At 45.0% G+C, this 24,665-nt stretch carries 29 protein-coding genes, 6 tRNA genes and 4 rRNA genes; 1 reads left to right on the top strand and 38 read right to left on the bottom strand.

Going from position 1 to position 24,665, the window contains the following annotated elements; all coding sequences use genetic code 11:
• Window positions 1-5: 5 nt before the first annotated feature.
• The 28 genes from rplO to M1F14_RS04275 form a co-directional block, all read right to left on the bottom strand.
• Window positions 6-440 (bottom strand): 50S ribosomal protein L15, encoded by a 435-nt coding sequence (gene rplO, locus M1F14_RS04410; protein ID WP_004265478.1) that lies wholly within the window; start codon window positions 438-440, stop codon window positions 6-8.
• Window positions 441-443: 3 nt separating this feature from the next.
• On the bottom strand, window positions 444-623 hold the full coding sequence (rpmD, locus tag M1F14_RS04405; protein WP_004265475.1) for a 50S ribosomal protein L30: 180 nt from the start codon (window positions 621-623) through the stop codon (window positions 444-446).
• 6 nt (window positions 624-629) lie between these two features.
• The gene (gene rpsE, locus M1F14_RS04400) at window positions 630-1,130 is read right to left on the bottom strand and encodes a 30S ribosomal protein S5 (RefSeq protein WP_004265471.1); all 501 of its coding nucleotides are present in this window, start codon (window positions 1,128-1,130) and stop codon (window positions 630-632) included.
• Window positions 1,131-1,144: 14 nt separating this feature from the next.
• Window positions 1,145-1,498: a 50S ribosomal protein L18 gene (rplR, locus tag M1F14_RS04395; RefSeq protein WP_042847557.1), complete on the bottom strand. Its 354-nt coding sequence runs from the start codon at window positions 1,496-1,498 to the stop codon at window positions 1,145-1,147.
• A 9-nt stretch (window positions 1,499-1,507) separates the two neighbouring features.
• Window positions 1,508-2,041, bottom strand: coding sequence for a 50S ribosomal protein L6 (gene rplF, locus M1F14_RS04390; protein ID WP_042847560.1), 534 nt, complete (start codon window positions 2,039-2,041; stop codon window positions 1,508-1,510).
• A 14-nt stretch (window positions 2,042-2,055) separates the two neighbouring features.
• Window positions 2,056-2,448: a 30S ribosomal protein S8 gene (rpsH, locus tag M1F14_RS04385; RefSeq protein WP_042847562.1), complete on the bottom strand. Its 393-nt coding sequence runs from the start codon at window positions 2,446-2,448 to the stop codon at window positions 2,056-2,058.
• 29 nt (window positions 2,449-2,477) lie between these two features.
• On the bottom strand, window positions 2,478-2,783 hold the full coding sequence (gene rpsN, locus M1F14_RS04380) for a 30S ribosomal protein S14 (protein WP_004265458.1): 306 nt from the start codon (window positions 2,781-2,783) through the stop codon (window positions 2,478-2,480).
• Between the two features lie 12 nt (window positions 2,784-2,795).
• Window positions 2,796-3,335, bottom strand: a complete 540-nt coding sequence (gene rplE, locus M1F14_RS04375; RefSeq protein ID WP_006816328.1) for a 50S ribosomal protein L5 — start codon at window positions 3,333-3,335, stop codon at window positions 2,796-2,798.
• A gap of 15 nt (window positions 3,336-3,350) precedes the next feature.
• Window positions 3,351-3,665 (bottom strand): 50S ribosomal protein L24, encoded by a 315-nt coding sequence (gene rplX, locus M1F14_RS04370; protein ID WP_042847564.1) that lies wholly within the window; start codon window positions 3,663-3,665, stop codon window positions 3,351-3,353.
• 10 nt (window positions 3,666-3,675) lie between these two features.
• Window positions 3,676-4,047: a 50S ribosomal protein L14 gene (gene rplN / locus M1F14_RS04365; protein ID WP_004265449.1), complete on the bottom strand. Its 372-nt coding sequence runs from the start codon at window positions 4,045-4,047 to the stop codon at window positions 3,676-3,678.
• Between the two features lie 176 nt (window positions 4,048-4,223).
• Window positions 4,224-4,478: a 30S ribosomal protein S17 gene (gene rpsQ, locus M1F14_RS04360; RefSeq protein WP_042847566.1), complete on the bottom strand. Its 255-nt coding sequence runs from the start codon at window positions 4,476-4,478 to the stop codon at window positions 4,224-4,226.
• On the bottom strand, window positions 4,478-4,669 hold the full coding sequence (gene rpmC / locus M1F14_RS04355) for a 50S ribosomal protein L29 (protein ID WP_004265442.1): 192 nt from the start codon (window positions 4,667-4,669) through the stop codon (window positions 4,478-4,480). Before rpmC ends, rpsQ begins: the two co-directional genes overlap by 1 nt.
• Window positions 4,669-5,079, bottom strand: a complete 411-nt coding sequence (rplP, locus tag M1F14_RS04350) for a 50S ribosomal protein L16 (protein WP_004265436.1) — start codon at window positions 5,077-5,079, stop codon at window positions 4,669-4,671. Before rplP ends, rpmC begins: the two co-directional genes overlap by 1 nt.
• A gap of 12 nt (window positions 5,080-5,091) precedes the next feature.
• Window positions 5,092-5,793: a 30S ribosomal protein S3 gene (gene rpsC, locus M1F14_RS04345; protein WP_004907131.1), complete on the bottom strand. Its 702-nt coding sequence runs from the start codon at window positions 5,791-5,793 to the stop codon at window positions 5,092-5,094.
• A gap of 17 nt (window positions 5,794-5,810) precedes the next feature.
• Window positions 5,811-6,143: a 50S ribosomal protein L22 gene (gene rplV, locus M1F14_RS04340; protein ID WP_004265430.1), complete on the bottom strand. Its 333-nt coding sequence runs from the start codon at window positions 6,141-6,143 to the stop codon at window positions 5,811-5,813.
• A 15-nt stretch (window positions 6,144-6,158) separates the two neighbouring features.
• Window positions 6,159-6,437 (bottom strand): 30S ribosomal protein S19, encoded by a 279-nt coding sequence (rpsS, locus tag M1F14_RS04335; protein ID WP_004265426.1) that lies wholly within the window; start codon window positions 6,435-6,437, stop codon window positions 6,159-6,161.
• A 14-nt stretch (window positions 6,438-6,451) separates the two neighbouring features.
• A complete protein-coding gene (gene rplB, locus M1F14_RS04330; RefSeq protein WP_006657016.1) occupies window positions 6,452-7,276 on the bottom strand; it encodes a 50S ribosomal protein L2 in 825 nt (274 codons plus the stop codon).
• A 19-nt stretch (window positions 7,277-7,295) separates the two neighbouring features.
• Entirely contained in the window at window positions 7,296-7,598 is a 303-nt protein-coding gene (gene rplW / locus M1F14_RS04325) for a 50S ribosomal protein L23 (RefSeq protein WP_042847569.1), read from the bottom strand.
• Entirely contained in the window at window positions 7,595-8,200 is a 606-nt protein-coding gene (rplD, locus tag M1F14_RS04320) for a 50S ribosomal protein L4 (RefSeq protein ID WP_042847571.1), read from the bottom strand. The genes rplW and rplD overlap by 4 nt, the downstream gene beginning before the upstream one ends.
• Before the next feature lie 16 nt (window positions 8,201-8,216).
• Window positions 8,217-8,846, bottom strand: coding sequence for a 50S ribosomal protein L3 (rplC, locus tag M1F14_RS04315; RefSeq protein WP_042847572.1), 630 nt, complete (start codon window positions 8,844-8,846; stop codon window positions 8,217-8,219).
• A 32-nt stretch (window positions 8,847-8,878) separates the two neighbouring features.
• Window positions 8,879-9,190 (bottom strand): 30S ribosomal protein S10, encoded by a 312-nt coding sequence (gene rpsJ, locus M1F14_RS04310; RefSeq protein ID WP_001181005.1) that lies wholly within the window; start codon window positions 9,188-9,190, stop codon window positions 8,879-8,881.
• A 358-nt stretch (window positions 9,191-9,548) separates the two neighbouring features.
• The gene (gene bfr / locus M1F14_RS04305; protein WP_042847575.1) at window positions 9,549-10,022 is read right to left on the bottom strand and encodes a bacterioferritin; all 474 of its coding nucleotides are present in this window, start codon (window positions 10,020-10,022) and stop codon (window positions 9,549-9,551) included.
• 123 nt (window positions 10,023-10,145) lie between these two features.
• Window positions 10,146-10,346 carry a bacterioferritin-associated ferredoxin gene (gene bfd / locus M1F14_RS04300; protein WP_042847577.1) on the bottom strand — a complete coding sequence of 67 codons (201 nt, stop codon included), beginning with the start codon at window positions 10,344-10,346 and terminating at the stop codon, window positions 10,146-10,148.
• Between the two features lie 212 nt (window positions 10,347-10,558).
• Window positions 10,559-11,743: an elongation factor Tu gene (gene tuf, locus M1F14_RS04295; RefSeq protein ID WP_042847578.1), complete on the bottom strand. Its 1,185-nt coding sequence runs from the start codon at window positions 11,741-11,743 to the stop codon at window positions 10,559-10,561.
• Window positions 11,744-11,856: 113 nt separating this feature from the next.
• Window positions 11,857-11,932 (bottom strand) — tRNA-Thr (locus M1F14_RS04290).
• A gap of 6 nt (window positions 11,933-11,938) precedes the next feature.
• Window positions 11,939-12,013: transfer RNA gene (locus M1F14_RS04285), tRNA-Gly, on the bottom strand.
• A 77-nt stretch (window positions 12,014-12,090) separates the two neighbouring features.
• Window positions 12,091-12,175, bottom strand: a tRNA-Tyr gene (locus M1F14_RS04280).
• A 15-nt stretch (window positions 12,176-12,190) separates the two neighbouring features.
• A tRNA-Thr gene (locus tag M1F14_RS04275) sits at window positions 12,191-12,266 on the bottom strand.
• Window positions 12,267-12,693: 427 nt separating this feature from the next.
• Between M1F14_RS04275 and coaA the strand changes: the two genes are divergently transcribed.
• The gene (gene coaA, locus M1F14_RS04270) at window positions 12,694-13,644 is read left to right on the top strand and encodes a type I pantothenate kinase (RefSeq protein ID WP_042849049.1); all 951 of its coding nucleotides are present in this window, start codon (window positions 12,694-12,696) and stop codon (window positions 13,642-13,644) included.
• 38 nt (window positions 13,645-13,682) lie between these two features.
• Here the strand turns inward: coaA and birA are convergent, their stop codons facing one another.
• From birA to btuB, 10 genes are all read right to left on the bottom strand, one after another.
• Entirely contained in the window at window positions 13,683-14,657 is a 975-nt protein-coding gene (gene birA, locus M1F14_RS04265) for a bifunctional biotin--[acetyl-CoA-carboxylase] ligase/biotin operon repressor BirA (RefSeq protein ID WP_042849050.1), read from the bottom strand.
• Entirely contained in the window at window positions 14,654-15,688 is a 1,035-nt protein-coding gene (murB, locus tag M1F14_RS04260) for a UDP-N-acetylmuramate dehydrogenase (protein WP_181468834.1), read from the bottom strand. The genes birA and murB overlap by 4 nt, the downstream gene beginning before the upstream one ends.
• A 176-nt stretch (window positions 15,689-15,864) precedes the next feature.
• Window positions 15,865-15,980, bottom strand: a 5S ribosomal RNA gene (gene rrf / locus M1F14_RS04255).
• 26 nt (window positions 15,981-16,006) lie between these two features.
• Window positions 16,007-16,082: transfer RNA gene (locus M1F14_RS04250), tRNA-Thr, on the bottom strand.
• Between the two features lie 44 nt (window positions 16,083-16,126).
• Window positions 16,127-16,242: ribosomal RNA gene (gene rrf, locus M1F14_RS04245) — 5S ribosomal RNA — on the bottom strand.
• A gap of 146 nt (window positions 16,243-16,388) precedes the next feature.
• Window positions 16,389-19,297: ribosomal RNA gene (locus M1F14_RS04240) — 23S ribosomal RNA — on the bottom strand.
• A 357-nt stretch (window positions 19,298-19,654) separates the two neighbouring features.
• Window positions 19,655-19,730, bottom strand: a tRNA-Glu gene (locus M1F14_RS04235).
• A gap of 138 nt (window positions 19,731-19,868) precedes the next feature.
• Window positions 19,869-21,408 (bottom strand): 16S ribosomal RNA (locus M1F14_RS04230).
• The 16S, 23S and 5S rRNA genes sit together here with 2 tRNA genes alongside, the layout of an rRNA operon.
• 543 nt (window positions 21,409-21,951) lie before the next feature.
• Entirely contained in the window at window positions 21,952-22,815 is an 864-nt protein-coding gene (murI, locus tag M1F14_RS04225; RefSeq protein ID WP_181468835.1) for a glutamate racemase, read from the bottom strand.
• Window positions 22,760-24,661 carry a TonB-dependent vitamin B12 receptor BtuB gene (gene btuB, locus M1F14_RS04220; protein WP_166685520.1) on the bottom strand — a complete coding sequence of 634 codons (1,902 nt, stop codon included), beginning with the start codon at window positions 24,659-24,661 and terminating at the stop codon, window positions 22,760-22,762. The genes murI and btuB overlap by 56 nt, the downstream gene beginning before the upstream one ends.
• Window positions 24,662-24,665: the final 4 nt, after the last annotated feature.

The raw sequence follows: 24,665 nt of genomic DNA, 5'->3' as shown, positions 1-24,665 counted from the left end.
GTCACTTATTCCTCAATTTTACCGCCGGCAGCTTCGATTGCAGCGCGAGCACCTTTAGTAACACGAAGGCCACGTACAGTAACTGCACGGTTCACTTCGCCAGACAGAATAACTTTCGCATATTCAATCTGGATGCCAACAACGTTCGCGGCTTTCAGTGCGTTCAGATCAATAACATCGCCTTCAACAGCAGCAAAATCAGACAGACGAATCTCTGCAGTGATCATTGCTTTACGTGAAGTGAAGCCGAATTTCGGCAGACGACGATATAAAGGCATCTGGCCGCCTTCGAAACCACGACGTACGCCACCGCCAGAACGAGATTTCTGACCTTTGTGACCACGGCCGCCGGTTTTACCCAGACCAGAACCGATACCACGACCTACGCGTTTAGGCGCGTGCTTGGCACCTTCAGCCGGAGACAGAGTATTTAAACGCATCTCTTACTCCTCAACTTTAACCATGTAGGAAACCAAGTTGACCATACCACGTACAGCAGGAGTATCCTCGCGCTCTACTGTATGACCAATGCGACGCAGACCTAAACCGACCAGTGTTGCCTTATGCTTAGGCAGACGACCGATTGAACTGCGAACTTGTGTAATTTTAATAGTCTTAGCCATGGCCGATTACCCCAGAATTTCTTCGACGGATTTTCCACGCTTAGCTGCGACCATTTCTGGAGACTTCATGCTGTCTAAAGCATCCAGTGTTGCACGAACCACGTTGATTGGGTTTGTGGAACCGTAGGTTTTAGCCAGTACGTTGCGAACTCCAGCTACTTCTAAAACAGCACGCATTGCACCGCCGGCAATGATACCGGTACCTTCGTGAGCAGGTTGCATAAACACACGAGAACCAGTGTGTGTACCTTTCACAGGGTGGAACAATGTGCCGTTGTTTAGAGCAACGGTTTTCATACTGCGACGGGCTTTTTCCATCGCTTTCTGGATTGCTGCCGGAACTTCGCGCGCTTTGCCGTAGCCAAAACCAACGCGACCGTTACCATCACCAACTACAGTTAGTGCGGTAAAGCTGAAAATACGGCCACCTTTAACGGTTTTTGCTACGCGGTTTACCGCGATCAGCTTTTCCTGCAGTTCGCCAGCTTGTTTCTCGATGTGAGCCATCTTACACCTCTACCTTAGAACTGAAGGCCAGCTTCACGGGCAGCATCTGCCAGTGCCTGGACTCTACCATGATATTGGAAACCAGAACGGTCAAAAGCAACAACTTTGATGCCTTTTTCCAGTGCGCGTTCTGCAACTAATTTACCAACAATTGCTGCTGCGTCTTTGTTTCCAGTAAACTTAACTTGTTCATTGATAGCTTTTTCTGTAGTAGAAGCTGCAACCAATGTTTCAGAACCGTTCGGTGCGATAACCTGCGCATAAATATGGCGTGGAGTACGATGTACCACCAGGCGAGTCGCACCCAACTCTTGGATCTTACGGCGTGCGCGGGTCGCACGACGGATACGAGCTGCTTTCTTATCCATAGTGTTACCTTACTTCTTCTTAGCCTCTTTGGTACGCACGATTTCATCGGCGTAACGAACACCTTTACCTTTATAAGGTTCAGGACGACGGTAAGCACGCAGTTCTGCTGCAACTTGGCCAATCACTTGCTTATCCGCACCTTTCAGTACGATTTCAGTTTGTGTTGGACATTCAGCAGTAATGCCTGCTGGCAGTGCGTGTTCAACCGGATGCGAGAAACCTAAAGACAAGCTTACAGCATTGCCTTTGATTGCTGCACGGTAACCAACACCGACCAGTTGAAGCTTTTTAGTGAAGCCATCGGTAACACCAACAACCATTGCATTACACAGTGAACGAGTAGTACCCGCTTGTGCCCATGCATCCGCGAAACCTTCGCGTGGTGCGAAAGTCAGCTGATTGTCTTCGTTTTTAACTTCAACTGCATTATGGATAGTACGACTAAGCTCGCCGTTTTTACCCTTAATCGAAATAACCTGACCGTTGAGTTTTACCTCTACGCCGGCAGGAATGACGACGGGTGCTTTTGCCACACGAGACATTCTTTCCTCCCGAATTAAGCTACGTAGCAGAGAATCTCGCCACCAAGACCAGCTTGGCGAGCTGCACGATCAGTCATGACACCTTTAGAGGTAGAAATAACAGCGATACCTAACCCAGCCATAACTTGTGGTAGCTCATCTTTTTTCTTATAGATGCGCAGGCTTGGGCGGCTTACACGCTGAATGCTTTCTACGACAGCCTTACCTTGGAAATAACGTAAAGTCAGTTCCAATTCTGGCTTGATGTCGCCTTCAATTTTAAAATCTTCGATATAACCTTCTTCCTTCAGCACTTTGGCAATTGCCACTTTCAGCTTGGAGGAAGGCATGGTGACCGCAACTTTGTTCGCGGCCTGACCGTTACGGATACGGGTCAGCATATCCGCGATGGGATCTTGCATGCTCATCTGTCTTTACTCCCGTGATTCAAATGGAATTACCAACTTGCCTTTTTAAGGCCCGGGATTTCACCGCGCATTGCGGCTTCACGGACTTTAATACGGCTCAGACCAAACTTCCGCAGGAAACCATGCGGACGCCCTGTTTGACGGCAGCGGTTACGCTGACGAGAAGGACTTGAATCACGTGGCAGTGTTTGCAGCTTGAGAACAGCGTCCCAGCGATCTTCATCGGATGCTTTAACATCAGAGATGATAGCTTTCAATTCTACGCGTTTTGCGAAGAACTTCTCAGCTAATTTAGCACGTTTAACATCACGCGCTTTCATAGATTTCTTAGCCATGAGTACCCTGCCTTACTTGCGGAACGGGAAGTTGAACGCTGCTAACAGTGCGCGACCTTCGTCATCTGATTTCGCAGTAGTGGTGATAGTAATATCTAAACCACGTACGCGATCCACTTTATCGTAATCGATTTCAGGGAAGATGATTTGTTCACGAACACCCATGCTGTAGTTACCGCGACCATCGAAAGACTTAGCGGGCAAGCCACGGAAGTCACGAATACGTGGTACAGCAATAGAAATCAGACGCTCAAGGAACTCCCACATGCGTTCGCCACGCAGGGTTACTTTACAGCCGATTGGATAGCCCTGACGGATTTTGAAGCCTGCAACAGATTTGCGTGCTTTGGTGATCAAAGGTTTTTGACCTGAGATCGCTGTTAAATCAGCTGCTGCGTTATCCAGCAGTTTTTTATCAGCAATCGCTTCACCAACACCCATATTCAGGGTGATCTTCTCGACCCGAGGGACTTGCATGACAGAAGTGTAGTTAAACTCAGTCATGAGTTTATTAACTACTTCGTCTTTATAGTAATCATGCAGTTTCGCCATCGTATACTCCAAAAATTACTTGATAGTTTCACTGTTAGATTTGAAGAAACGGACTTTTTTGCCGTCTTCGAATCTAAAGCCTACACGGTCAGCCTTACCGGTTGCCGCGTTAAAGATTGCAACGTTAGAAACTTGAATAGCCGCTTCTTTTTCAACGATGCCACCTGGTTGGTTCAGAGCCGGTACAGGCTTCTGATGTTTTTTAACCAGATTGATACCTTCAACGATAACTTTACCAGAAGAAATAACCTGCTTTACTTTACCGCGCTTACCTTTGTCTTTCCCAGTTAGCACGATAACTTCGTCATCACGACGGATTTTCGCTGCCATAGTTCGCTCCTTAGAGTACTTCAGGTGCCAGAGAGATAATTTTCATAAACTTCTCGTTACGAAGTTCACGAGTTACCGGCCCAAAAATACGCGTACCGATTACTTGCTCGCTGTTGTTATTTAATAACACACAAGCATTACCATCGAAGCGAATGACAGAACCGTCAGGGCGACGTACACCCTTCTTGGTGCGCACCACTACCGCTTTCAGGACATCACCCTTTTTAACTTTACCGCGTGGAATTGCTTCTTTAACGGTAATTTTAATGATGTCGCCGACATGTGCATAGCGACGGTGCGAGCCACCTAGAACCTTGATACACATTACGCGACGTGCACCGGAGTTGTCGGCCACGTTCAGCATAGTCTGTTCTTGGATCATTTTAGTGCTCCGCTAAATGTCAACTACTACTGAGCCACCTCATTATGAAGAGGCCGTTCAAATATACCCATACTACGAGGGCGCGGCATTATAACACCACATCATCGAGTTGGACAGAAAAAAATAAACGGCTCAATCAAATAAGAGCCGTTTATTCATCAGAAAAGTCTATTCTATTACAGAACAGCTTTTTCTACAACGCGAACTAAGGCCCAAGACTTAGTCTTAGACAGTGGACGAGTTTCGCGGATTTCTACCACGTCACCGATTCCACATTCATTGTTCTCGTCATGTACGTGCAATTTAGTCGTACGACGGATGAATTTACCATACAGAGGGTGTTTCACCATACGCTCGATAGCAACAACAATAGATTTCTCCATTTTATCGCTAACTACACGACCTTGCAGAGTACGGATTTTATCGCTCATTACGCACCTGCCTTCTCAGTCAGTAAAGTCTTCACACGTGCGATATCACGACGCACTTGTTTCAACAGATGAGACTGTTGTAGCTGACCACTTGCAGCCTGCATACGTAAATTAAATTGTTCACGTAACAAGTTCAAAAGTTCAGCATTCAGCTCTTCAACGCTTTTTTCGCGCAGCTCTTGTGCTTTCATTACATCACCGTCTTAGTTACAAAGGTGGTTTTGATAGGCAGTTTCGCTGCTGCCAGAGAGAATGCCTCACGAGCCAGCTCTTCAGGCACACCGTCCATTTCGTATAAAACTTTACCAGGCTGGATTAAGGCAACCCAATATTCTACGTTACCTTTACCTTTACCCATACGAACTTCGAGTGGTTTCTCAGTGATTGGTTTGTCTGGGAACACACGGATCCAGATTTTACCTTGACGCTTAATAGCACGGGTCATAGCACGACGTGCCGCTTCGATCTGACGTGCAGTCAGACGACCACGGCCAACAGCTTTAAGACCGAAAGTGCCGAAGCTAACATCCGTACCTTGCGCTAGACCACGGTTGCGGCCTTTGTGCACCTTACGGAATTTTGTACGCTTTGGTTGTAACATCAGCGACTCTCCTTACTTGCGGCCTTTACGCTGCTGCTTTTTAGGTTGAGCAGCTGGTTTCTCAGCTTGTTCAACAGCAGCCATACCACCCAGAATCTCACCTTTGAAGATCCATACCTTAACGCCGAGAACACCGTAAGTGGTGTGCGCTTCTGAAGTGTTGTAATCGATATCAGCACGTAATGTGTGCAGTGGCACACGGCCTTCACGATACCACTCGGTACGAGCGATTTCAGCACCGCCTAAACGGCCACTGACTTCAACTTTAATACCTTTAGCGCCCAGACGCATTGCGTTCTGTACTGCACGCTTCATAGCACGACGGAACATAACACGACGTTCCAGCTGTGAAGAAATGCTGTCAGCAACTAATTTTGCGTCCAGTTCTGGTTTACGAACTTCGGCGATATTGATTTGCGCAGGAACACCAGCGATATCCGCTACTGTTTTACGCAGTTTTTCAACGTCTTCACCTTTCTTACCGATAACGATACCTGGGCGAGCAGTGTGAATAGTCACACGGATGCTTTTCGCAGGACGTTCGATAACGATGCGAGAGATTGACGCTTTTGCCAATTCTTTATTTAAGTACTGGCGTACTTTAAAATCGCTGTCTAGGTTGTCAGCGAATTCATTGGTATTCGCATACCAAGTAGAGTTCCAAGGTTTGACAATACCCAGGCGAATACCATTAGGATGTACTTTCTGACCCATTGCTAGTCTCCAGAGTCTCAGCGATCGGACACAACCACTGTAATGTGGCTGGTGCGCTTAAGAATACGATCTGCACGGCCTTTCGCACGCGGCATGATGCGTTTCATAGTTGGACCTTCGTCTACGAATATTTTCGCAACTTTCAGGTCATCAATGTCAGCGCCATCGTTTTGCTCTGCGTTAGCAATTGCAGATTCAAGTACTTTCTTCACTAAACCAGCAGCTTTCTTGTTGGTGTAGGTCAGAATTTCCAGAGCTTGCGACACTTTCTTACCGCGAATCAGGTCGGCAACTAAGCGAACCTTCTGGGCAGAAGAACGAGCGTGGCGATGCATAGCTAAAGTTTCCATCTCTTCCTCCTATCCTTAACGTTTCTTAGCTTTCTTATCTGCCGCGTGGCCGCGATAAGTGCGAGTCGGTGCGAATTCACCCAGTTTGTGACCAACCATTTCGTCGGTTACGAAAACTGGAACATGCTGACGACCATTATGGACAGCGATGGTCAATCCGATCATATTAGGAAAGATCGTTGAACGACGGGACCAAGTCTTGAGAGGCTTCTTGTCTCCGCTTTCCACCGCTTTCTCTACCTTCTTCAGCAAGTGCAGGTCAATAAAAGGACCTTTCTTGAGAGAACGTGGCATGGCTTATCCTCTAATTATTTTTTAGAACGATGACGTACGATGAATTGATCAGTACGCTTGTTGCTACGAGTTTTCTTACCTTTGGTTTGAACGCCCCAAGGTGTTACAGGGTGTTTACCAAAGTTACGGCCTTCACCACCACCATGTGGATGGTCTACTGGGTTCATCGCAGTACCGCGAACGGTAGGACGAATACCACGCCAGCGACTAGCACCAGCTTTACCGAGAACACGTAACATATGTTCAGCGTTACCAACTTCACCTAAGGTTGCACGGCAATCAGCTAAAACTTTACGCATTTCACCAGAACGCAGACGTAAGGTGACATAAGCACCATCACGAGCAACGATTTGAGCGTAAGTACCTGCTGAACGCGCTAACTGTCCACCTTTACCTGGTTTCAGTTCGATATTATGAACTGTAGAACCAACAGGGATGTTGCGCATAGGCAGTGCGTTACCAGCTTTGATTGCTGAATCAACACCAGATTGAATCTGGTCGCCAGCTTTCAGGCCTTTTGGTGCAAGAATATAACGACGTTCACCGTCTTTATATAGTACCAGTGCAATGTTCGCAGAACGATTTGGATCATATTCCAAACGCTCAACAACCGCAGGGATACCGTCTTTGTTGCGTTTAAAATCAACTAAACGATAATGCTGCTTATGGCCACCACCGATATGACGGGTAGTGATACGGCCATTGTTGTTACGACCACCGGATTTGCTGTTTTTTTCTAACAGCGGAGCATAAGGTTTTCCCTTATGCAGCTCAGGGTTAACCACTTTAACAACGTGGCGACGGCCCGGAGACGTAGGTTTACATTTAACAACTGCCATTGTTCTTTACTCCTCCGACTTACTCTGCGCCGCTAACGAAGTCCAGATTCTGGCCTTCTTTCAGCGTAACGTAAGCTTTTTTCCAGTCACTGCGGCGACCGGAACGCTGACCGTGGCGTTTAGTTTTGCCTTTAACCAGCAAAGTGTTAACACCTTCAACTTCGACTTCAAACAGTTTCTGTACAGCAGCTTTGATTTCTGCTTTAGTCGCGTCTTTCGCAACTTTGAGAACGATGGTATTGCTTTTTTCCATCGCTGTAGAAGCTTTTTCAGATACATGCGGCGCGCGCAGTACTTTTAGCAGACGTTCTTCACGGATCATGCCAGCATCTCCTCAACTTGCTTCACAGCATCAGCAGTCATAACCACTTTGTCGAAGGCGATCAGGCTTACTGGGTCGATACCAGCTGCATCACGAACGTCAACCTTGTACAGGTTGCGCGCTGCTAAAAACAGATTTTCATCTAATTCAGCAGTGATGATCAGCACATCTTCCAGAGCCATATCTTTCAGTTTCTGTGCCAGCAGCTTAGTTTTAGGCGCTTCTACAGAGAACTTCTCGACAACGATCAGACGATCTTGACGTACCAATTCAGACAGGATGCTTTTTAAAGCACCACGGTACATCTTCTTATTAACTTTTTGACTGTGGTCCTGTGGTTTAGCTGCAAAGCTAACACCACCAGAGCGCCAAATCGGGCTCTTTACTGAACCAGCACGTGCACGACCAGTGCCTTTTTGACGCCATGGTTTTTTACCTGAACCAGAAACTTCAGCACGAGTTTTCTGAGCACGAGTACCTTGACGAGCACCAGCTGCATATGCAACAACTACTTGGTGAACAAGCGCTTCATTGAAATCACGCCCGAAGGTAGTTTCGGAAACAGTCAGCGCGCTTTGCGCGTCTTTCATTACCAATTCCATTCCTATCTCCTCGACGTTAAGCCTTGACAGCCGGTTTTACGATCAGGTTGCTACCAGTTGCTCCTGGAACAGCACCTTTGACCAGCAGCAGGTTGCGCTCAGCGTCAACACGTACTACATCTAAGCTTTGAACAGTTACACGTTCATTACCTAGTTGGCCTGCCATTTTCTTGCCTTTAAACACTTTGCCCGGAGTCTGGTTCTGACCGATAGAACCCGGAACACGGTGAGACAAGGAGTTACCGTGAGTAGCATCTTGAGTACGGAAATTCCAGCGCTTAACTGTGCCGGCAAAACCTTTACCTTTAGATGTACCAGTAACGTCGACTTTTTTAACGTCAGCGAAAATTTCAACGCTAATGCTTTGACCTGCTGCAAACTCAGTACCTTCTTCAGTACGGAATTCACGCAGAATACGGCCAGCTTCAACGCCAGCTTTAGCGAAATGACCTGCTTCAGGTTTAGTTACACGGTTAGCTTTTTTGCTACCAGTAGTAACCTGAATTGCATTATAACCGTCAGTTTCTGCAGTTTTAACCTGAGTAACACGGTTATTTTCAATTTCGATAACAGTTACAGGGATAGAAACACCATCTTCAGTGAAGATACGCGTCATTCCCACTTTCTTACCGACTAAACCAATCATTGTTTCAACCTCTCAATCGTTCGACGACCTGATTAACCCAGGCTGATCTGCACGTCAACGCCGGCAGCCAGGTCCAGACGCATCAGAGCATCAACGGTCTTTTCGGTTGGCTCAACGATGTCAACCAGACGCTTGTGAGTGCGAATTTCGTACTGATCACGCGCATCTTTGTTAACGTGCGGAGAGATCAGAACGGTAAAACGCTCTTTACGTGTCGGCAGCGGGATAGGACCACGTACTTGCGCACCAGTGCGCTTAGCAGTCTCTACGATTTCCGCAGTTGATTGATCGATTAAACGATGATCAAAAGCTTTCAGGCGGATACGGATTCTTTGGTTCTGCATGAGACCAGAGCTCCAACTATTTATAAACGTAAAATGATTACTCCTCGTACCCATTTCGATTGATGGGAGAGTGTAATCGTTCTTGATGTAACTCCCAAATCGGGAGTATTGTCTAAATGAGTAACAAATCGTTAACTCAATACTGAGATTTCAGTCCTAAAATATAGGGCTTACTCATCAGTAAGCCCGCGCATTATACGTAAATTATCGCTAAACGCAAGCAATCGGGGAAAATATGTGCGAATTTTTTTAAGGTGGTCACTGAGCGCTGGTATTAAAAAAGCCCTCAATGTTGAAAACTCAATTATTGAGGGCTTTTATTAACTATAATTTTTTAGTTAAACAATGTTATTGAGCATTACTCTTCTTTGATTTGTGCTTGAAGGTAGTTCTGTAGTCCTATACGAGTGATCAACTCAAGTTGCGTTTCAATCCAATCAATATGGTTTTCTTCGTCTGCTAAAATTTCAATCATTAAATCTCGACTGACGTAATCATGAACAGAGTCCGCATATTTGATAGCTTCTTTTAGATTTTTTGCACCGTCTATCTCAAGTTGTAGGTCTGATTTCAGCATCTCTTCAACATCTTCACCAATATTTAACTTGCCAAGATCTTGTAAATTAGGGATACCTTCGAGGAAAAGAATACGCTCGATGTATTTATCGGCATGTTTCATTTCATCAATTGATTCATGGTATTCCATCTCATTGAGACGAGTTAGCCCCCAATTTTTGAACATACGGGCATGTAAAAAATATTGGTTAATCGCAACTAGTTCATTGCCCAATAATTTATTTAAATGGGCTATCATTTTTTTATCGCCTTTCATGTGTACCCTCCATCGCTTCCAGTATTTTAAGTGTAGTACTGAAATAGATAGCTGGGTAATATTTATACGACGATTTAAATGAAAAGTTAGTAATTTAATTCTTACGAGTGACTAGATTACAACCTAAGCAACTTCGACAGCGCAGATTTCTTCAAGTAAAACCTGTTCTTCATGCAAGATTACCTTCGTCTGCCTAATACATTTTCCGCATTCGAGGCCTACAGGTAAAATTTGGCGTAACCCTTTAAGGGAGGTGACCTGATATTTTCTTACTACATTTCTGATCTGTTTATCAGTAATTGCTTCACAGAGGCATACGTACATGATGCTTAACCTGTATAAATCACATACGAATATTTTAAATGAAAATGATTTGTATTTCAATTATCATTGCTGATTATTTACACAATATACTTTAGTGCCGTATTTAGAATTGACTTGTGGGGTCACTAGGCATTTCTTTCAGCCTAACGAGTGCTAAAACTAAAAAGGCACCTGAACGGTGCCTTTTCATTAAAACCTTTAGTGGTTAGGTATTATGCAATGATTTTTGCAACAACACCCGCACCTACAGTACGGCCACCTTCACGGATTGCGAAACGTAAACCGTCGTCCATCGCGATTGGGTGGATCAGGGTAACGATCATGTTGATGTTATCACCTGGCATTACCATTTCTACGCCTTCTGGCAGTTCGATAGTACCTGTTACGTCAGTTGTACGGAAGTAGAACTGTGGACGGTAACCTTTGAAGAATGGAGTATGACGACCACCTTCATCTTTGCTCAGAATATAAACTTCTGATTCGAACTGAGTATGTGGCTTGATTGAACCTGGTTTAGCCAATACTTGACCACGTTGAATTTCTTCACGTTTTGTACCACGTAACAGAACACCAACGTTCTCACCTGCACGACCTTCGTCAAGCAGTTTACGGAACATTTCAACACCAGTACAGGTAGTTTTTACAGTGTCTTGGATACCAACGATTTCAACTTCTTCACCAACTTTGATGATACCACGCTCAACACGGCCTGTTACTACTGTACCACGACCTGAGATTGAGAATACGTCTTCGATTGGCAGCAGGAATGGCTTGTCAATTGCACGCTCTGGCTCTGGAATGTAAGAATCCAAGTGCTCTGCTAATTCAACAATTTTCGCTTCCCACTCTGGGTTGCCTTCCAGCGCTTTCAGAGCTGAACCACGAACAACTGGAGTGTCGTCGCCTGGGAAATCGTATTGAGACAGAAGTTCACGAACTTCCATTTCAACTAATTCTAACAGTTCTTCGTCGTCTACCATGTCACATTTGTTCAGGAAAACGATGATGTATGGAACACCAACCTGACGACCTAACAGGATGTGCTCACGAGTTTGTGGCATTGGGCCATCTGTCGCAGCAACAACCAGAATTGCACCGTCCATCTGAGCAGCACCAGTGATCATGTTTTTAACATAGTCGGCGTGTCCTGGGCAGTCTACGTGTGCGTAGTGGCGAGTTGGAGTATCGTACTCTACGTGAGAAGTAGAGATGGTGATACCACGCGCTTTTTCTTCTGGTGCGTTATCGATTTGATCGAATGCACGCGCTGCGCCGCCGTAAGTTTTAGCCAGAACAGTAGTGATAGCTGCTGTCAGAGTAGTTTTACCGTGGTCAACGTGGCCGATAGTACCAACGTTAACGTGCGGTTTTGAACGTTCAAATTTTTCTTTAGACATTAGATTGTCCCTCTAAGACACGGAATCGGTGGTTAAACCACATCAACCAAGCAAGAATTTCGCTTGTTATTTCAGGAGACAAAACAGGGAGATAATTGAGAACATAAGGGAAGTGGTGCTGATAGGCAGATTCGAACTGCCGACCTCACCCTTACCAAGGGTGCGCTCTACCAACTGAGCTATATCAGCACATCTTGGAGCGGGCAGCGGGAATCGAACCCGCATCATCAGCTTGGAAGGCTGAGGTAATAGCCATTATACGATGCCCGCAATGAACTCGGCTACCTGAGTTATCAGCTGTTAAACTGTTCCTCAAAATTTTCTTTGGAAAAAAAACTTCTTGGAGATGGTGGTGGGAGAAGGATTCGAACCTTCGAAGTCTGTGACGGCAGATTTACAGTCTGCTCCCTTTGGCCGCTTGGGTATCCCACCTATCCAAATTTTTAATGGTGCCGGCACCAAGAGTCGAACTCGGGACCTACTGATTACAAGTCAGTTGCTCTACCAACTGAGCTATGCCGGCATCAAGTGCTGCGCATTCTAGGAAGAGTGAGCGCATGTTGCAACAAAAAAATTAAGTTTTTTGTTCATTTGCTTATATTTTGTTCGCTTTTTGCATTTTTGCTGTTTTTTTAGCTCTTTTAAGATTAAAACATCAACAGCAGGCATTAACTATAATCCATTATTATTTGTTCAGCAAAGGGGGAAAAAAACTTAAAAAGTTTCAAAGGGCTATTTTTTATTCAAAATCACAGTTTTATCCCAGCAAATAGCAGATCGTTTTTTAATCATTCAGTATCATTTTTTCTGCACACTTCAAAAAAAACTCATAAAAAATACAAAAAAACCTACGCCTCACCTTTATCACTCGCTATGATGCTAGCAAATTTTATGGATACGGGTGTTTAGGCAACCTGTCCAACCTGCATAAAATAGGCAGATGTTGGTTTATGAAAAAGAATGAAAATTTTATTACTACGCCATACTTAGAGTTTGATAGAGAACACTGGGCAACTTTACGTGATTCAGTTCCTTTGACACTGACATCAAGCGAGCTTTTTGAATTAAAGGGGATTAATGAAGAGCTCTCTATGGAAGATGTTATCGAAATTTATCTACCTTTATCGCGTCTATTGAATTTTTATATCAGTTCAAATTTACGACGCCAAGCAGTTTTAGAGCAGTTTCTAGGAACAAACGGAGCAAAAGTTCCATACATTATTGGTATTGCTGGCAGTGTTGCCGTAGGTAAGAGTACAACGGCTCGTCTATTGCAAGCATTGCTGACGCGCTGGCCAGAACACCGTAAGGTTGATTTGATCACCACTGATGGTTTTCTACACCCTAACCAAGTTTTGAAAGATAGAAATATCATGAAGAAAAAAGGGTTTCCTCAGTCTTATGATATGCGAAAACTGGTTAACTTTGTGTCGCAAATAAAATCAGGTGCGCGCAATGTTAAGGCACCTGTGTACTCCCATCTGACTTATGATATCGTTCCTGATCAAGAACAACTAATTGACCAACCCGATATTTTAATTCTTGAAGGGTTAAATGTTTTACAAAGTGATATGGATTATCCACAAGATCCACACCACGTATTTGTCTCCGATTTTGTTGATTTTTCAATCTATGTTGATGCAGCACCGGAGCTATTAAAACAATGGTATATCGGTAGGTTCTTGAAATTTAGACAAGGTGCATTCTCTGATCCAGATTCTTATTTCCATAGCTACTCTAAATTAACAGAAGATGAAGCTATTAATATTGCTGGGTCAATTTGGGATGAAATTAATGGGTTAAATCTTAAAGAAAATATTTTACCCACCAAAGAAAGAGCAAGCCTAATAATGACTAAGGGCGAAAACCATTCTATTCAAAATGTCCGCCTAAGAAAATAGTTAATAATATATTGGCCGGTTTGTTACCGGCCAATATATTACTCATTGGGCCTCAATGATATTTCACCACCAATATAAGGAATGATTTCACCATTATTTTTTTGTAATAATAATGCGCCTTGCTCATTAATCCCACGTTCAACACCCGTAATTATATCATTACCAATCAGTAACTTAACGTCCCTATTCAAAAAATTATCTAATTTAAACCACCTATCTAAAAATGGTTTTAACCCTTCGTTTTCAAATATAACCAAAGACTCTCTTAATGCCTTAATTATATTTACAGATAATTCATTACGCTCTATATCTTCAACTTCATCTCTTAATGAAGACCATTCTTGTGTTATTGTATTTGAACTTTCAATATTGTTTTTATTCATACCAATATTAATTCCAATACCAATAATAATATGAGCAGCATCCCCTGTTTTACCTGTTAATTCAACTAAAATCCCAGCCAGTTTTTTATCATTCATGTACAGATCATTAGGCCACTTCACTTTTACTTTTTCTTGGCTAATTTTATTTAATGTTTCTGCAATTACGATACCCACAACTAGGCTTAGCCCTATTGCCGCAGCAGGACCTTGGTCCAACTTCCAATACATTGATAAATAAAGGTTACAGCCAAATGGCGATACCCATTGCCGCCCTCTTCTACCGCGCCCAGCACTTTGATACTCCGCTAAGCAAGTATCTCCCGATTTTAGGCTTGGAATGCGCTCTAACATATATTGGTTTGTTGAATTAATAACAGGCTCAACAATAATGTTAACATCACTAATTTGCTGCTTAATGACTGCTCGGTTTAATAAATTAATTTGGTGAGGTAGTTTATAACCTTTTCCTGTAACAGTTTCGATGTTTAAGCCCCAAGAGCGCAACGTTTTAATATGCTTATTGATAGCAGCCCTCGTCATTCCAAGTTTATCACCGAGTTGTTCACCAGAGTGTATTTGAGCATCTGCTAAGATATCTATCAGCTGTAAGGGGATTGATGCCTCTTTCATTGAATATAATCCATTGCGTTAACCTCGCCATGACGACCAATAAATCGAACTTCCGGTTCTAAGATAATACCAAAACGCTTAGCAACACTTTGACTCACGTATTTTGCGAGGTTAACAACATCCATCCCGGTGGCTTGATGTTTATTAATTAAAACAAGTGCCTGCTGAGTATGAACTGCTGCTCCTCCTATCTCATGCCCTTTTAAGCCACACTGGTCAATAAGCCAGCCAGCTGCCAATTTTACACTACCATCATCTTGAATATATTGAGGACAACTTGGGTTTTGTTGCTTAATTTTTGCAGCTTGTTCAGCAGAAACAACAGGGTTTTTAAAGAAACTACCTGCATTGCCGGTAATTTTAGGGTCAGGTAATTTATTTCTACGAGTTTGGCACACGGCATCAAAGACTTGCTTAGGTGTTACCGTTTCGGGGTTAAACTGTGCCAAGTCACCGTAAGTCAACTTAGGTTCCCACATTTTCGCGAATTTCAGCCCAATACTGACAATAGCATAGCCATATTGATACTTATGTTTAAAGATACTATCACGGTAGCCAAATTGGCACTCACTGGCTGTAATGCGCGTTTCTTGATTTGTCTCAAGCGATAAGATATCTACGTAATCACAAATATCTTTTAACTCAACGCCATAAGCACCGATGTTTTGTATTGGGGCGGAACCTGCACACCCAGGAATTAAAGCAAGGTTCTCTGCACCGTAAACCCCTTTTTGCAACAATGTTTCCAATAGCTGATGCCAATTTTCACCCGCTTGGACATGTACGTGCCAATAATCGCCACACTCTGCGATCTCAATGCCTTTTAATTGATTAATAATGACAATACCGTCAAAATTCTCTACAAATAAGACATTGCTCCCCCCTCCAAGTAATAGTACAGGCAAATTATCACTTTTCGCTTTGAGCCATTGCTGATGGAGCGATTGTTTATTTTCTACTATAAAAACGGATAATGCTTTTGCATCAATACCAAAGCTATTGTATGGCTTGAGTTTAGAAGTTGGATTCATTACTACCTTCAGGGAAAATATAACGATAATAAAGTAAGTCTATCAGTCAGACTTAATCGTGGGTAGCTAGAATAATAAAATAAGATAATTTGAGATATTTTATATAGAGGCCGCTATTTTTTAGCAAAATTTAAATAGCAAAAAGCCACCCAATGGGTGGCTTCTTTATATTTAAAACCTAGCAGTTCCCTACTCTCACATGGGGAGACCCCACACTACCATCGGCGCTACGGCGTTTCACTACTGAGTTCGGCATGGGGTCAGGTGGGACCACCGCGCTATTGCCGCTAGGTAAATTCTTTTTAAATGCCGATTATATGGTGCTGATACCCAGATTCGAACTGGGGACCTCACCCTTACCAAGGGTGTGCTCTACCAACTGAGCCATATCAGCAATATGGTGCGGTCAGTCAGTACTGACACAACCTTAAATTTAGTGTCTGGCAGTTCCCTACTCTCACATGGGGAGACCCCACACTACCATCGGCGCTACGGCGTTTCACTGCTGAGTTCGGCATGGGGTCAGGTGGGACCACCGCGCTATTGCCGCCAGACAAATTCGGTTTGTTCCCGTTTAGTACATTTCGTCACTAAACCAGAACTGTAATCTTGAACAAGCTGCTGTGTCCCTCGCCTCTCGGCTTCTCACGCTCATTGAATCAACCTCATCTCTCAATCTCTAAAACACCTTCGGTGTTGTCAGGTTAAGCCTCACGGTTCATTAGTATTGGTTAGCTCAACATATCGCTATGCTTACACACCCAACCTATCAACGTCTTAGTCTTAAACGTTCCTTTAGGACCCTTAAAGGGTCAGGGAAGACTCATCTCAAGGCAAGTTTCCCGCTTAGATGCTTTCAGCGGTTATCTCTTCCGCACTTAGCTACCGGGCAATGCCATTGGCATGACAACCCGAACACCAGTGGTGCGTCCACTCCGGTCCTCTCGTACTAGGAGCAGCCCCTTTCAATCTTCCAACGCCCACGGCAGATAGGGACCGAACTGTCTCACGACGTTCTAAACCCAGCTCGCGTACCACTTTAAACGGCGAACAGCCGTACCCTTGGGACCTACTTCAGCCCCAGGATGTGATGAGCCGACATCGAGGTGCCAAACACCGCCGTCGATATGAACTCTTGGGCGGTATCAGCCTGTTATCCCCGGAGTACCTTTTATCCGTTGAGCGATGGCCCTTCCATTCAGAACCACCGGATCACTAAGACCTACTTTCGTACCTGCTCGAGCCGTCACTCTCGCAGTCAAGCTGGCTTATGCCTTTGCACTAACCGCATGATGTCCGACCATGCTTAGCCAACCTTCGTGCTCCTCCGTTACTCTTTGGGAGGAGACCGCCCCAGTCAAACTACCCACCAGACACTGTCCGCACCCCGGATAACGGGGCAACGTTAGAACATCAAACATTAAAGGGTGGTATTTCAAGGTTGGCTCCATGCAGACTGGCGTCCACACTTCAAAGCCTCCCACCTATCCTACACATCAAGGCTCAATGTTCAGTGTCAAGCTATAGTAAAGGTTCACGGGGTCTTTCCGTCTTGCCGCGGGTACACTGCATCTTCACAGCGAGTTCAATTTCACTGAGTCTCGGGTGGAGACAGCCTGGCCATCATTACGCCATTCGTGCAGGTCGGAACTTACCCGACAAGGAATTTCGCTACCTTAGGACCGTTATAGTTACGGCCGCCGTTTACTGGGGCTTCGATCAAGAGCTTCTCCTTACGGATAACCCCATCAATTAACCTTCCAGCACCGGGCAGGCGTCACACCGTATACGTCCACTTTCGTGTTTGCACAGTGCTGTGTTTTTAATAAACAGTTGCAGCCAGCTGGTATCTGCGACTGGCTTCAGCTCCATGGGTAAACCACTTCACCTAGCGCCAGCGTGCCTTCTCCCGAAGTTACGGCACCATTTTGCCTAGTTCCTTCACCCGAGTTCTCTCAAGCGCCTGAGTATTCTCTACCTGACCACCTGTGTCGGTTTGGGGTACGATTAGTGATAATCTAGAGCTTAGAGGCTTTTCCTGGAAGCGGGGCATGAGCTACTTCGCCACCGTAGTGACTCGTCATCAGACCTCAGCATATAGTGAACCGGATTTGCCTAATTCACCTGCCTACATCCTTAAACCGGGACAACCGTCGCCCGGCCAGCCTAGCCTTCTCCGTCCCCCCATCGCAATTATCACCAGTACGGGAATATTAACCCGTTTCCCATCGACTACGCATTTCTGCCTCGCCTTAGGGGTCGACTCACCCTGCCCCGATTAACGTTGGACAGGAACCCTTGGTCTTCCGGCGTGCGGGTTTTTCACCCGCATTATCGTTACTTATGTCAGCATTCGCACTTCTGATACCTCCAGCATACCTCACAGTACACCTTCACAGGCTTACAGAACGCTCCCCTACCCAACAATATTTACATATCGCTGCCGCAGCTTCGGTGCATAGTTTAGCCCCGTTACATCTTCCGCGCAGGCCGACTCGACCAGTGAGCTATTACGCTTTCTTTAAATGATGGCTGCTTCTAAGCCAACATCCTGGCTGTCTGAGCCTTCCCACTTCGTTTCCCACTTAACTATGACTTTGGGACCTTAGCTGGCGGTCTGGGTTGTTTCCCTCTTCACGACGAACGTTAGCACCCGCCGTGTGTCTCCCGTGATAACATTCTTCGGTATTCGTAGTTTGCATCGAGTTGGTAAGTCGGGATGACCCCCTAGTCGAAACAGTGCTCTACCCCCGAAGATGAGTTCACGAGGCGCTACCTAAATAGCTTTCGGGGAGAACCAGCTATCTCCCGGTTTGATTGGCCTTTCACCCCCAGCCACAAGTCATCCGCTAATTTTTCAACATTAGTCGGTTCGGTCCTCCAGTTAGTGTTACCCAACCTTCAACCTGCCCATGGCTAGATCACCGGGTTTCGGGTCTATACCCTGCAACTCATTCGCCCAGTTAAGACTCGGTTTCCCTACGGCTCCCCTATTCGGTTAACCTTGCTACAGAATATAAGTCGCTGACCCATTATACAAAAGGTACGCAGTCACCCTGATAAATCAAGGCTCCCACTGCTTGTACGTACACGGTTTCAGGTTCTATTTCACTCCCCTCGCCGGGGTTCTTTTCGCCTTTCCCTCACGGTACTGGTTCACTATCGGTCAATCAGGAGTATTTAGCCTTGGAGGATGGTCCCCCCATATTCAGACAGGATAACACGTGTCCCGCCCTACTCGTCGAGTTCACAACACTAATATCTTCAGATACGGGGCTATCACCCTTTACTGCCGGACTTTCCAGACCGTTCTCCTGATACTAATGCTGATTAAGACTCTGGGCTGCTCCCCGTTCGCTCGCCGCTACTAGGGGAATCTCGGTTGATTTCTTTTCCTCGGGGTACTGAGATGTTTCAGTTCCCCCGGTTCGCTTCGTTTGACTATGTATTCATCAAACGATAGTGCAACGAATTGCACTGGGTTTCCCCATTCGGAAATCGTCGGGTATAACGGTTCATATCACCTTACCGACGCTTATCGCAGATTAGCACGTCCTTCATCGCCTCTGATTGCCTAGGCATCCACCGTGTACGCTTAGTCGCTTAACCTCACAACCCGAAGGTGTCTTCTTATCAGACGACACTTAACGTCATGGCTGTGCGTGGTGAACTTCTTCGTTGGGTAGTGCTCGCAATGCTCACGTACTATTGTACGCTGCGCTTGCTGTGCGCTAGCCGCCTTGAATTTCACACTGCTCGCTCATGCCACTCGTTTGTGTGTTTGAAAAACACTTCAAGTTGAGATTTTTGAGAGACTCTCACATTGTTTAAGCGATAAACAATGTGCGTTGTTTTCAATTTTCAGCTTGTTCCAGATTGTTAAAGAGCATAATTGTTAAACCAACTACAACGTAATTGGCTTAATCATTATTGGGGACATCGTCTTTCACTCGATATCGGCGCAATTGGCGTCCCCTAGGGGATTCGAACCCCTGTTACCGCCGTGAAAGGGCGGTGTCCTAGGCCTCTAGACGAAGGGGACACGAAAATTCAATTGCAAAACACCGTTTTGCTATTTTCGTGTAAGTCTTATCCTTTCGAATAAGTCTCCCACGTAAAGCCATTGCTCTACTTTCTATCAGACAATCTGTGTGAGCACTTCACAAAAACACTTCAATGGTAAGGAGGTGATCCAACCGCAGGTTCCCCTACGGTTACCTTGTTACGACTTCACCCCAGTCATGAATCACAAAGTGGTAAGCGCCCTCCCGAAGGTTAAGCTACCTACTTCTTTTGCAACCCACTCCCATGGTGTGACGGGCGGTGTGTACAAGGCCCGGGAACGTATTCACCGTAGCATTCTGATCTACGATTACTAGCGATTCCGACTTCATGGAGTCGAGTTGCAGACTCCAATCCGGACTACGACGTACTTTATGAGTTCCGCTTGCTCTCGCGAGGTCGCTTCTCTTTGTATACGCCATTGTAGCACGTGTGTAGCCCTACTCGTAAGGGCCATGATGACTTGACGTCATCCCCACCTTCCTCCGGTTTATCACCGGCAGTCTCCTTTGAGTTCCCGACCGAATCGCTGGCAACAAAGGATAAGGGTTGCGCTCGTTGCGGGACTTAACCCAACATTTCACAACACGAGCTGACGACAGCCATGCAGCACCTGTCTCAGAGTTCCCGAAGGCACTAAAGCATCTCTGCTAAATTCTCTGGATGTCAAGAGTAGGTAAGGTTCTTCGCGTTGCATCGAATTAAACCACATGCTCCACCGCTTGTGCGGGCCCCCGTCAATTCATTTGAGTTTTAACCTTGCGGCCGTACTCCCCAGGCGGTCGATTTAACGCGTTAGCTCCGAAAGCCACTCCTCAAGGGAACAACCTTCAAATCGACATCGTTTACAGCGTGGACTACCAGGGTATCTAATCCTGTTTGCTCCCCACGCTTTCGCACCTGAGCGTCAGTCTTTGTCCAGGGGGCCGCCTTCGCCACCGGTATTCCTCCACATCTCTACGCATTTCACCGCTACACATGGAATTCTACCCCCCTCTACAAGACTCTAGCTGACCAGTCTTAGATGCCATTCCCAGGTTAAGCCCGGGGATTTCACATCTAACTTAATCAACCGCCTGCGTGCGCTTTACGCCCAGTAATTCCGATTAACGCTTGCACCCTCCGTATTACCGCGGCTGCTGGCACGGAGTTAGCCGGTGCTTCTTCTGTCGGTAACGTCAATCGTTGATGATATTAGCATCAACGCCTTCCTCCCGACTGAAAGTACTTTACAACCCTAAGGCCTTCTTCATACACGCGGCATGGCTGCATCAGGCTTGCGCCCATTGTGCAATATTCCCCACTGCTGCCTCCCGTAGGAGTCTGGGCCGTGTCTCAGTCCCAGTGTGGCTGATCATCCTCTCAGACCAGCTAGGGATCGTCGCCTAGGTGAGCCATTACCTCACCTACTAGCTAATCCCATATGGGTTCATCCGATAGCGCAAGGACCGAAGTTCCCCTGCTTTGCTCCTAAGAGATTATGCGGTATTAGCCACCGTTTCCAGTGGTTATCCCCCTCTATCGGGCAGATCCCCATACATTACTCACCCGTCCGCCGCTCGTCAGCGAGAAGCAAGCTTCCCCTGTTACCGCTCGACTTGCATGTGTTAGGCCTGCCGCCAGCGTTCAATCTGAGCCATGATCAAACTCTTCAATTAAAAGTAGCTTGATGCTCAAAGAATGTCTTACTGACCGTAACGTTCTTTTGTTCGGCTAACGTTGTCGGCTTCACATCGCTTCCCCTCGCCGTACCTAAGTACTGTCTCGGGTTATCTCTGCTTGCCTTCGCGTTATCCTTCCAAAATAAGCGTTACTACCTTATTTCATATATATGAATTAACGTGTTAGTCACTCTTCAAGACTTAAAATCAAATATTTTTTTGATAGTGTCCTGTGAGTGCCCACACAGATTGTCTGATAAATTGTTAAAGAGCGTTGCGACATTTCTTTTGGAAATTTGACTCAGTTTTTATTAACTTAGGTCGTTGTCGCGAGGTGGCGTATATTACGCTTTCCTCTGTGAGAGTCAAGCATTTTTTTGCTTTTTCTTTTCAGAATCTCTCGCTGCCGTTTCAGTGTTCATCGCGCTTTGCGTTGTCTTGTTCCCGGTCAGTGGTGGCGCATTATAGGGAGTCAGAAAAATCTGGCAACCCTTTTTTTGCATTTTTTTTTCGTTCGCTCAGCTTTCCATCAAATTTAACTTAAATAGCTAGTTTTTGCAGCGTTTTGAACCCTTCAAGCTCAAGAATAGGCTGTAAGTCTTTTACGTTGGCATCCATTAATAAACAATATGCGAAATCATCTTCATCAGAATTCATCGTCTCAGCTTGGTTGTTAATTAGCCAAGCCGTTCTTCTTGCTATTGCAGAACCTGAATCAATAAACCTTGTGCCATCGGGAAGTACCTTTTCTAGTTCCTCTATTAATAGAGGGAAATGAGTACAGCCCAAAATAACGGTGTCTGGGGGTTCTGGCATTCTGAGCCATGGCCTGACAGTTTGAGCAACTTCGTCTAATGGTAATGTTTCCCCATGCAGCTTTCTTTCTGCTAGTTGGACCAATTCCGCAGACCCTAAGGAAATCACTTTGCAGTCTGTTGCGAAACGATCGATCAGCTCTTTAGTGTATTCACGGTTTACGGTGCCTTTCGTTGCCAATAAACCAACCACACCATTACGTGTTAGTTTGGTAGCAGGCTTAATTGCGGGAACCACGCCTACAACAGGAAAGGAGAAATGGGCCCTTAAATTAGGAAGGCTGACTGTACTTGCCGTATTACAAGCAATAATTGCGATCGTTAAAGGATGCTTTGCAGCTATCGAATTTACGATTTGATAGACCCTATCAATAATAAACTCTTCACTTTTTTCACCATAAGGGAAGGCTTCATTATCGAATGCATATATATAGTGGGCATGCGGGATCATTTTTTTGACTTCACGATAGACAGATAACCCGCCCACTCCAGAGTCAAACACTAGAATGGTCGGGCGAACAGATAGGGTGTTATCAGAAGTTGTAGCTTCCAGTGAGGAAATATTCTCTTCCAGCGGTGCGATAACCATACGCGGTCTCATAGTCTTTATCGAACATATTAGCTATTTTACCACGAATTGTGAGATGTGAAGTGATTGGATATGCAGCAGTGATATCCCAAAGGCTAACACCACCCTGTTTTAATCTTTTATAATCCTTAGTACTCAAATCATATTGACTGAAATCTTTATCATATCTAGAACCAATATATTGATATGTAAGTCCCCAATCTACATTGGCAACATTCCAATCTAATTGATACTTGATTTGCTGTTTAGCCCGTCTCTCCAGAATCTTATCCGTCTTTTTGTTACGTGGATCAATATATTGATAGGTTACTTGGTGATGAAGAACACCTGTTTCGAACTCACCAACCCATTCAATACCTTTAATTTCAGCCTCACCAATATTCTCGTAAGAGCTAATTGGATTACCTGCTTTATATGCAATCAGGTTATCAATATCATTATGGTATGCATTGACCTGCCAAAAGAGTGGTCCTGTCGTTCCTTCAACCCCTATCTCCCACTGCTTACTTTCTTCAGGTTTTAAGTTCGGATTACCTAGCGTTGTTCCGTATGCCGATGAAGAATACGCATATAATTGGGTTAGATTAGGTGCTTTATAGGCAGTTGCATATGAACCAATAAGTTTATAACCCTCATAAAACTCCCAACTAAGACCCGATTGCCATGTTGTGTGCCAATTAAATTCAGAGTGATGGTCAGAACGTATAGCGGCTTCTGCTGTTACAGAATCAATAATCGCATATTGCCCTGTGAGGTATATCCCGGTGTTATTTAACGTCTGTTTTTCACTGATCATCGCATAACTGCTAGGCTCAATACTTTGACGTTGATAATCAACCCCCGCACTAATATTACCTTTATCTAATAGGTAACTATTACCCCATTGAATATTGTACTGTTTGGACTCATCAAGATTTGCAGATTCACTATATTGTCCTTTTCTAGGATCAAAGTTGTAATCTTTTGAATAACCATAACTCCCCATCAATGATGACGAATATTTACCCTGATGATATTTCAAACCGGTTTCATAAGTACGGCTATAAAGCTTGCGGGTATCCACACTTAATCCTGCATACTCGGATACGTCATAATTTGTACGGTTGTCATAACCATACGCTCTTGCATACGCTAATATTTCTGAAGAAAATTGATGTTCAATGCCTAACCATAATGACTTACTCAGGAAGCCATCTTTATCATATTGTCTTGGGCTAACATCTTTTGGCGCTAAATCAAACCCTTTGGTATGAGTATAAGCTCCGGCAGCTGTTACGGTTGTATTTTCACCAATCTTTTGCTGAGTCGAACCGTTATAGTTTTGGTAACTGTGTGAGCCAATACCTGCATTTAAAGTTGTGCCATCGTTATCACGGCGAGTAATAATATTCACTACACCACCAACAGCATCAGAACCATAAACCGCTGAGCGTGCTCCGCGTATATATTCAATGCGCTGTACCAGAGAAATTGGAATTTGGCTCATATCAGATGAGCCTGAAATACCCGCTTGATTCAAACGAACACCATCAATTAAGACCAAAACATGGCGAGATTCAGTTCCACGAATAAATAGTGAGCTTTGTTGACCCATTCCCCCACTTTGCGCAATATCCACACCTGGCAAACGTCTTAATACATCAATCACGGTATTAGATTGCCAATGGTCAATATCTTCACGGGTCACGACCGTGACAGGAGCTAATATAGAAGAGATTGGTTGCTCAAAACGGTTTGCTGACACAACTAGCTGATCAGATTGACTATTTCCACTTGCCAAAGAAGGAATACTACATAGCACTGCCAGAGCAGCGGCCGATAACGGCAGCAACTTTTTATTATTCATTATG

Origin of the sequence: Providencia sp. PROV003 (assembly GCF_045040775.1) — a bacterium.
Taxonomy (GTDB): Bacteria; Pseudomonadota; Gammaproteobacteria; order Enterobacterales; family Enterobacteriaceae; genus Providencia; species Providencia huashanensis.
The sequence above is the reverse complement of the archived record's forward strand: the minus strand, read 5'-3'. Positions and strand labels throughout refer to the sequence as shown.

Bases quoted from the DNA above. Each gene is read 5' to 3' on its own strand.
- rplO (WP_004265478.1), bottom strand. From the start codon at position 440: ATGCGTTTAAATACTCTGTCTCCGGCTGAAGGTGCCAAGCACGCGCCT.
- rpmD (WP_004265475.1), bottom strand. From the start codon at position 623: ATGGCTAAGACTATTAAAATTACACAAGTTCGCAGTTCAATCGGTCGT.
- rpsE (WP_004265471.1), bottom strand. From the start codon at position 1,130: ATGGCTCACATCGAGAAACAAGCTGGCGAACTGCAGGAAAAGCTGATC.
- rplR (WP_042847557.1), bottom strand. From the start codon at position 1,498: ATGGATAAGAAAGCAGCTCGTATCCGTCGTGCGACCCGCGCACGCCGT.
- rplF (WP_042847560.1), bottom strand. From the start codon at position 2,041: ATGTCTCGTGTGGCAAAAGCACCCGTCGTCATTCCTGCCGGCGTAGAG.
- rpsH (WP_042847562.1), bottom strand. From the start codon at position 2,448: ATGAGCATGCAAGATCCCATCGCGGATATGCTGACCCGTATCCGTAAC.
- rpsN (WP_004265458.1), bottom strand. From the start codon at position 2,783: ATGGCTAAGAAATCTATGAAAGCGCGTGATGTTAAACGTGCTAAATTA.
- rplE (WP_006816328.1), bottom strand. From the start codon at position 3,335: ATGGCGAAACTGCATGATTACTATAAAGACGAAGTAGTTAATAAACTC.
- rplX (WP_042847564.1), bottom strand. From the start codon at position 3,665: ATGGCAGCGAAAATCCGTCGTGATGACGAAGTTATCGTGCTAACTGGG.
- rplN (WP_004265449.1), bottom strand. From the start codon at position 4,047: ATGATCCAAGAACAGACTATGCTGAACGTGGCCGACAACTCCGGTGCA.
- rpsQ (WP_042847566.1), bottom strand. From the start codon at position 4,478: ATGAGCGATAAAATCCGTACTCTGCAAGGTCGTGTAGTTAGCGATAAA.
- rpmC (WP_004265442.1), bottom strand. From the start codon at position 4,669: ATGAAAGCACAAGAGCTGCGCGAAAAAAGCGTTGAAGAGCTGAATGCT.
- rplP (WP_004265436.1), bottom strand. From the start codon at position 5,079: ATGTTACAACCAAAGCGTACAAAATTCCGTAAGGTGCACAAAGGCCGC.
- rpsC (WP_004907131.1), bottom strand. From the start codon at position 5,793: ATGGGTCAGAAAGTACATCCTAATGGTATTCGCCTGGGTATTGTCAAA.
- rplV (WP_004265430.1), bottom strand. From the start codon at position 6,143: ATGGAAACTTTAGCTATGCATCGCCACGCTCGTTCTTCTGCCCAGAAG.
- rpsS (WP_004265426.1), bottom strand. From the start codon at position 6,437: ATGCCACGTTCTCTCAAGAAAGGTCCTTTTATTGACCTGCACTTGCTG.
- rplB (WP_006657016.1), bottom strand. From the start codon at position 7,276: ATGGCAGTTGTTAAATGTAAACCTACGTCTCCGGGCCGTCGCCACGTT.
- rplW (WP_042847569.1), bottom strand. From the start codon at position 7,598: ATGATCCGTGAAGAACGTCTGCTAAAAGTACTGCGCGCGCCGCATGTA.
- rplD (WP_042847571.1), bottom strand. From the start codon at position 8,200: ATGGAATTGGTAATGAAAGACGCGCAAAGCGCGCTGACTGTTTCCGAA.
- rplC (WP_042847572.1), bottom strand. From the start codon at position 8,846: ATGATTGGTTTAGTCGGTAAGAAAGTGGGAATGACGCGTATCTTCACT.
- rpsJ (WP_001181005.1), bottom strand. From the start codon at position 9,190: ATGCAGAACCAAAGAATCCGTATCCGCCTGAAAGCTTTTGATCATCGT.
- bfr (WP_042847575.1), bottom strand. From the start codon at position 10,022: ATGAAAGGCGATAAAAAAATGATAGCCCATTTAAATAAATTATTGGGC.
- bfd (WP_042847577.1), bottom strand. From the start codon at position 10,346: ATGTACGTATGCCTCTGTGAAGCAATTACTGATAAACAGATCAGAAAT.
- tuf (WP_042847578.1), bottom strand. From the start codon at position 11,743: ATGTCTAAAGAAAAATTTGAACGTTCAAAACCGCACGTTAACGTTGGT.
- coaA (WP_042849049.1), top strand. From the start codon at position 12,694: ATGAAAAAGAATGAAAATTTTATTACTACGCCATACTTAGAGTTTGAT.
- birA (WP_042849050.1), bottom strand. From the start codon at position 14,657: ATGAAAGAGGCATCAATCCCCTTACAGCTGATAGATATCTTAGCAGAT.
- murB (WP_181468834.1), bottom strand. From the start codon at position 15,688: ATGAATCCAACTTCTAAACTCAAGCCATACAATAGCTTTGGTATTGAT.
- murI (WP_181468835.1), bottom strand. From the start codon at position 22,815: ATGGTTATCGCACCGCTGGAAGAGAATATTTCCTCACTGGAAGCTACA.
- btuB (WP_166685520.1), bottom strand. From the start codon at position 24,661: ATGAATAATAAAAAGTTGCTGCCGTTATCGGCCGCTGCTCTGGCAGTG.